This is a genomic window from Moraxella sp. TY6, assembly GCF_048551375.1.
Taxonomy (GTDB): Bacteria; Pseudomonadota; Gammaproteobacteria; order Pseudomonadales; family Moraxellaceae; genus Faucicola.
This window is the reverse complement of record NZ_JBLYZJ010000002.1, coordinates 280341-287407: the sequence shown is the minus strand read 5'-3', so window position 1 is coordinate 287407 and position 7067 is coordinate 280341. Positions and strand designations below refer to the sequence as shown.

Annotated in this window: 6 protein-coding genes; 3 read left to right on the top strand and 3 right to left on the bottom strand. The window is 43.5% G+C overall.

Annotated elements, in window-relative coordinates; genetic code table 11:
• Window positions 1-193: 193 nt before the first annotated feature.
• The 3 genes from ACK1U4_RS03150 to thiE all read left to right on the top strand — a co-directional run bounded on the left by ACK1U4_RS03150 (window position 194) and on the right by thiE (window position 2376).
• Entirely contained in the window at window positions 194-1135 is a 942-nt protein-coding gene (locus ACK1U4_RS03150; RefSeq protein WP_419400415.1) for a lantibiotic ABC transporter permease, read from the top strand.
• 72 nt (window positions 1136-1207) lie between these two features.
• On the top strand, window positions 1208-1663 hold the full coding sequence (locus ACK1U4_RS03145) for a GNAT family N-acetyltransferase (protein ID WP_419400416.1): 456 nt from the start codon (window positions 1208-1210) through the stop codon (window positions 1661-1663).
• Window positions 1664-1734: 71 nt separating this feature from the next.
• On the top strand, window positions 1735-2376 hold the full coding sequence (gene thiE, locus ACK1U4_RS03140) for a thiamine phosphate synthase (RefSeq protein WP_419400417.1): 642 nt from the start codon (window positions 1735-1737) through the stop codon (window positions 2374-2376).
• 108 nt (window positions 2377-2484) lie between these two features.
• On the opposite strand, the gene ACK1U4_RS03135 is transcribed toward thiE, so the two are convergent.
• The 3 genes from ACK1U4_RS03135 to ACK1U4_RS03125 form a co-directional block, all read right to left on the bottom strand.
• Entirely contained in the window at window positions 2485-3936 is a 1452-nt protein-coding gene (locus tag ACK1U4_RS03135; RefSeq protein WP_419400418.1) for an aminobutyraldehyde dehydrogenase, read from the bottom strand.
• A 44-nt stretch (window positions 3937-3980) separates the two neighbouring features.
• On the bottom strand, window positions 3981-5405 hold the full coding sequence (locus ACK1U4_RS03130) for a putrescine aminotransferase (protein ID WP_419400419.1): 1425 nt from the start codon (window positions 5403-5405) through the stop codon (window positions 3981-3983).
• Window positions 5406-5559: 154 nt separating this feature from the next.
• A complete protein-coding gene (locus ACK1U4_RS03125) occupies window positions 5560-6957 on the bottom strand; it encodes an FAD-binding oxidoreductase (protein ID WP_419400420.1) in 1398 nt (465 codons plus the stop codon).
• Window positions 6958-7067: the final 110 nt, after the last annotated feature.

Here is a 7067-nt window from a genome sequence, read left to right as displayed (position 1 = left end):
AAGCCTAAAGTAAAAAACCCTGCGTTAAGTTAATGATAACACAGGGTTTTTTACCATAATCACGCACATTATGCGAAATAAAAGCTATCGGATTTTTGCAAGTACAAATACTGACTTCATAATACGATATTTTAATTGTCAAAATAAAAACTTCAGCGTTACAATACTTGGCTTTGGTTTATAGGGAAAAATTATGATTGGATTTATCGCTCGTCACAGTACCATCATTATGCCGTTATGTGGCGTGGTTGGTTTTATTTTTCCTAATTTATCACATTTTATTTTAGGCTATTTGCCACAGATTTTATTTTTCCTCATGTTTTTTACCTTACTGGGTATCGACCAAGTTCGCCTAATCAAACGCATGGCGACTGGCTATGTTTGGGGTTTTGCCGTATTCCAAAGTGCCATTATGAGTTTGGTGCTGACCCTTATTGCTTATCTACTGGGTGTGCGTGGTGATTTATTGTTGGCGATTGCAGGACTGTCGGCAACTGCACCGTTATTTGGCACAGGTGCGATTGTCAATGCCGTGGGTTTTGATGCGTTACTTGCGATGGCAAAAACCATCACCGCCACGCTGATAATGCCTGCCAGTCTGTTGGTGGTATTATGGGTATTGGGTAGCAAAGATGCTCATTTAGATTTTGTGTTATATATCAAACGCTTACTGATTTATATCGTCACCCCAATGATATTGGCAGTATTGGCAAGACGCTATACACCGAAGCATTTATTAAAGGAATATTATCCAAAAATCGGTCGGTTTAACATTATTTTACTGATGATGTTTCCGCTTGGGTTGATGTCGGGGTTTCGCCAAACCTTTGACAACAACCCTATGCAAGCCTTGGTATTACTGGGTTTAGGTACGTTATTGGCATTGGTGTTTTATTTTTCAGCGTATTTGCTCTATCGTAGATTTGGTTATGAAAATGCGATTATTTCCGCCCTTGCGTGTGGTGGTCGCAATGTGCTACTCGCCTACACCATTACCACGCCATTTATGGGGGCGATGTTTTTGCCGTTGCTGGGAGCGTATCAGCTACCGTCCTTTACCTTGCCGTTGTTGGGTAAAAAAATGGTAAAATGGCATACGCTTGAAAATCAAGCCAGTTTGTCGATTGATAAATGATGAGAAAAGTTTTATAGGTTGGCTGGAAGCATGACACCCAACGATTTATATAATTGATTTAAGTTGATAAAAATGCCAAACACCCTTGATTTTACACTTAAACAATTTTCTGAATTGGCATTGACCGAGTTTTACGCCATTGCTCATCTGCGTGAAGCGGTTTTTGTGGTTGAGCAACATTGCCCTTATCAAGAATTAGATGGTATCGACCCACAATGTTATCATTTACAAGGCTTTGTGAATGGTGAACTTGCGGTGTATGCACGGATTATTCCACCAACGGTGCATCCTACTGGCAAACCTGCGATTGGTCGAGTGTTAACGGCAAAAGATTATCGTGGTCATCAATTTGGGCGTAATCTGATGCAACAAGCGATTGATTTTTGTCATGCCAACTACCCTCGCCAGCCGATTTTTATTTCCGCTCAAGTGTATTTACTTGAGTTTTATCAATCACTTGGGTTTGTCACTCAAGGTGAGCCGTATTTGGAAGATGATATTCTGCATATTGATATGTTATTGATTTAAATGCAGACCGTTTCCAATTTTACATCTTAAATACAACCCACTTTAGCTTTCTTAAACTTGGCAGAAGCACAATGCAAAAACGCACCCTTGATTATTCGCTTTATTTAGTCACTGACCGTAATTGTCTAAAAAATCAAACTTTGGAAATTGCCGTTGAGCAAGCGATTTTGGGCGGTGTCACCCTTGTGCAACTGCGTGAAAAACAGCTTGGTAGCAAAGACTTCTACCATCAAGCCCTTGCCATCAAAGCCATTTGCCAACAATACAACGTGCCGTTACTGATTAACGATAGGCTTGATATCGCCCAAGCGGTGAACGCTGATGGCGTGCATATCGGACAAAGTGATTTACCATGTAGCGTGGTGCGTGAGATTTTAGGCGAGGATAAAATCATTGGCGTAACGGCAAAAACCGTAAAACAAGCGGTCAAAGCCCAGCAAGATGGTGCGGATTATCTAGGTGTGGGTGCGATGTTTGCGACTACCACCAAAACCGATACCACAACCACCACAGTCGAAACCTTAAAAGATATTCGTCAAGCAGTGGATTTACCGATTGTGGCGATTGGGGGGATTAATGCCACTACCCTACCCTTATTACAGGCGGATTTGGCAAAAGCGAAAATTGAGGTCGATGGCGTGGCGGTGGTATCAGCAATTTTAGCAAATGAGGATATTCGCCTCGCCAGTCAACAATTAAAAAGCAAGTTATAGTAACAGAAATTAGGATAGGAAAACATAGGGTTCTTTCGCAATAAATAACACAGGTGCATATATTTATACACACCTGTTTGACCATCAAATCCACGATGAGCCATTCATTTATAATGCTACCATTACGTGTTTAGTCACCAAATAATCACCAACCGCTTCACTCGATAAATCCTTACCAAAGCCTGATTGCTTAAAGCCCCCATGTGGCGTTTCAGAAGTCAATGGTAGATGGTCATTTACCCACACTGTACCAAATCGTAAGTTTGCTGCAAACCGCATACTACGTTTAACATCTTGAGTAAATACCGAAGAAGCTAATCCATAAGGCACATCATTGGCAAGCTGTAGAGCTTCGTCATCGTTGTCAAACGTTTGTAACGTCATCACAGGACCGAATACTTCTTTTTGCACGATTTCATCGGATTGTTTGACATCTGTCAATACCGTAGGGCTGTAGAAATAGCCATTATCAATATCTAAGGTTTGACCGCCAAATAATACTGATGCACCTGATGCCTTGGCTCGCTCAACAAAGCCTGCGACACGCTCTAACTGGGTTTTAGAAATCAACGAACCCATCATCACCCCCTCTGAGAAAGGTGAACCAACTTTAAAGTTTTGGGCTTGTTGGAGCAATGCTTGTTTAAATTTATCTGCCACGGATGCTTGTACCAAAATCCTTGTAGCTGCTGTACAGTCATGCCCTGAGTTAATAAAGCCACCGAAGGCAGCTTTCTCAGCGGCTAGCTCAATATCTGCATCATCAAATACAATCAAGGGTGCTTTACCCCCAAGCTCTAAGTGAATGCGCTTGAGTGTATCAGCAGCCGATTTCATGATAGCTTTGCCAGTTTCACTTGAGCCTGTCAAACTGACCATTTGTACATCAGGGTGAGCTACCAATAACTTGCCAGTTTCACCTGTACCTGTGATGACATTGAGTACACCATCAGGCAAGCCTGCTTGTTTGGCTAATTCAGCAAGCATCAAAGCTGTGCGAGGTGTCATCTCAGATGGTTTGATAATTGAGGTACAACCTGCGGCAAGGGCAGGACCAACTTTCCAAACTGCCATAAGCAAGGGATAATTCCAAGGAGCAATACCAACAGTCACACCCACAGGTTCACGCCGTAGCATTGATGTGTAGGCTGGATTAAACTCGCCTGCCCTTGTACCGCCTGTATCACGTGCAGCCGCTGCAAAGTAGCGTAGGTTATCCACTGCAAACGGTACATCACCGCCTTTACTAATAAATTCAAATGGCTTACCTGTATCCTCACTCTCAATACGGGCAAAGACCTCAAGATTGTCTTCTAATAAGTCAGCAAGTTTGGCAAGCACTTGGCTACGCTCAGATGGAGCAAGTTTTGACCAACGACCATCTTCAAAAGCGACCTTGGCAACTTGAACTGCTTGATTGACTTCATTTTGTCCTGCTATTGCAACTTTGGCAATTATGGTTGCGGTAGCAGGGTTTTCAATATCAATGGTTTGTTCAGTGTGTTGCCACTGACCGTTAATCCATAATCCTAAGTTTGTGTAATCGGTTGTCGTTGTCATACAGCCTCCATGCGGTTGTTATTTTACCAGTTCCAAAATTTAAATTAGCTTGATGGCATCTGTTCAGATACCGCTTGCAAAGTCGCTTCAAGTCTGACCAAAACCTCATCAATAAGTTCGTAGGAAATATTTAATGCTGGCTCAATCCGCACCACGGACGCATTATTTAACGTACCAGAGGTCAGAACGTGGCGTTTAAATAAGCCAGATACCACTTGATAGCCAATATCACTATCATGGAACACCATTGCCAGTAGCAAGCCTTTACCTCTTACTTCTTTTAGGATATGGGGATATTTTTGTACCAAGACATTGATTTTTTCGGTAATGTATTGCCCTTTTTCTGTCGCCTGTTTGGGTAAATCCTCTTCCAATAGCACCTCAATAGCTGCTAACGCCGCGGCACAGGCAACAGGATTCCCCCCTGTGGTGGTTGTGTGCATAAATGGATTTGGCTCAAGCACGGACCAAATTTTAGCACTGGAGAAAAACCCTGACATAGGAATCACGCCACCGCCCAATGCTTTACCAAAGCAAATAATATCAGGTGCAACATTCCAATGGTCAACCCCAAAAATCTTACCTGTACGTCCGAATCCTGTTTGTACCTCATCGGCAATCAATAACACCCCATATTTGGTACAAATTTCTCGTAATCTTGGCCAGTAATCATCAGGCGGAACAACCGCTCCAGCTTCACCTTGCACTGGTTCAGCAACCACGGCTGCCACGTCCATACTTCCCACCGAATCAGCAATACGCAATAGTTGCTCTACCGCATCGGCATCCCCATAAGGCACGTGGCGAATGCCACCAAGCAGTGGTAGTAAAGGCTCACGATAAGATGATTTGCCAAGTAGCGATAATGCCCCCAAGGATTTACCATGAAAACCGCCTGTCGTGGAAATAAAACCACGTCTTCCTGTATACAGTTTGGCAAGTTTCATCGCTCCATCGACTGCCTCAGTACCACTATTGGCAAAAAAACCATACTGCAAATCACCAGGGGTTAGATGAGCAATAACATTGGCAAGCTGTCCTCTCAATGGGTCGAGCATTTCTTGGCTATATTGGGGGCTTCTATCCATCTGAGCTTTGGCAGCGGCGACGATTTTTGGGTTACGAATACCGTAGCTATATAAGCCGAAACCACCCAGCATATCAATATATTCTCGACCTTGAATATCTTTTAAAATCGAACCTTCACCACACCAATCTGTCAAAGCAAAATCGGCGGTTTCGGTCACTGATTTGCGATACTGCAAAAAACCTTTATTCACATGATTGGCAAAGTTGGATGCCACATTGCTTGATACCCAATCACGCTGTTCCTGTTTGATATCACTTTCAGGTGTGGTGATGATTTCAAGCATTTTTTTTGCTTCATCGAATGCTTTATCAATATCTCTGGTACAATGAGATTCTGTGGCGGATACGGCTGGTGTATTGGCTAAAGTATTTTGGGACATGATGGTATGATTATCCTAGTTTAATTCCATTTAAATGATTGATAATAAGCAATAAGGCAAACATTTGCCTAACATCATCATATCCCTTCCCTATCACTTTGGCAACTGACCTTATTCAAAATTTTTTAAAAAATTGTAGTTATTTTGTAATTTTTTATGCGTATTCAGTAAACCAAATTTTATCAGGATTCATAATATTATTGGGGTCAATCGCCTGTTTAATGGCTTTCATCACCGCAATCGCTTCACCATGCTCTTTCACCATATATTTACGTTTACCCTGTCCGATACCATGCTCACCTGTACACGTACCATCCATCGCAATCGCACGCTCGGCAAGTCGCCCTAAAATCCCCTCCGCCTTTTTGACTTCATTCTCATCATTCATATCAATCAACAATAACACATGAAAATTGCCATCACCGACATGCCCCACAATCGGGGCAAGCATACCCACACGCTCGATATCAGCAATGGTTTCGCTCACACATTCGGCAAGGCGAGAAATCGGCACACAGGCATCCGTTGATAGACTACCTAGCTCAGGACGTAACGCACGGCTGGCATGATAGGCATTGTGTCGGGCTGTCCACAGCTGTTTTCGTTTGGCTTCTTCGGTATCCCACGCAAAGTCCGTACCTTCAAAATCCGCAATAATATGGGCAAACATATCCGCTTGCTCATTGACATGATTGTCCGAACCATGAAATTCCACAAACAAGGTTGGGGCTTCTTTTAAGTCCAATTTAGAATAGGCATTACAAGCCTTGATTTGCACCGCATCGAGTAGCTCAATCCGAGCAATCGGCAAGCCATATTGGATGGTGGTCATCACCGCTTGGCAAGCTTGCTCAATGCTAGGGAAATGACAAATCCCACTGCCCACGCATTCTGGAATGCCAAATAATTTCACTGTAATCTCAGTGACAATACCTAGCGTTCCTTCCGAACCAATGATAAGGCGTGTCAAATCATAACCTGCGGATGATTTTTTGGCACGGCTGGCGGTTTGGATAATTTCACCATTTGGCATGACGACTTCGAGCGATAGCACCACGTCTTTCATCGTGCCGTAACGTACCGCATTCGTCCCTGAGGCACGAGTGGCAACCATACCGCCAAGCGTGGCATTCGCCCCAGGGTCGATGGGAAAAAATAGCCCTGTATTGCGTAGATATTGGTTTAACAGCTCTCTGGTCACGCCTGCCTGCACGGTGGCGGTCAAGTCTTCTTCATTGACCTGTAGCACTTCGTCCATCGCTGACATATCAATCGACAATCCGCCGTGTGGGGCGTTGAGTTGCCCCTCTAGTGATGAGCCAATCCCAAAGGCAATGACGGGCATTTTGTGGGCGTTACAGATTTTGACCGCATCGGCAACGTCATGTTTGTTATGGGCGGTAAGCACGGCATCGGCAGGTTCATTGGGTAGCCAACTCATGGTGTGGGCGTGTTGCTGACGCACGGTAAGGTTGGTAGATAACTGACTGCCAAAGCGTGCTTGTAGTTCGTTGATGGCTTCGGCAAATCGGTTTTCGGTCGTGGTTGACATGATAATTTCCTATAGGTTTCTGATATTTAGCAAATATTATGAAGCCATGATAACAAACTTTGATAAAATATTCCAAGTTGCCAACATTCCTTAAACACTCTATGATAGCT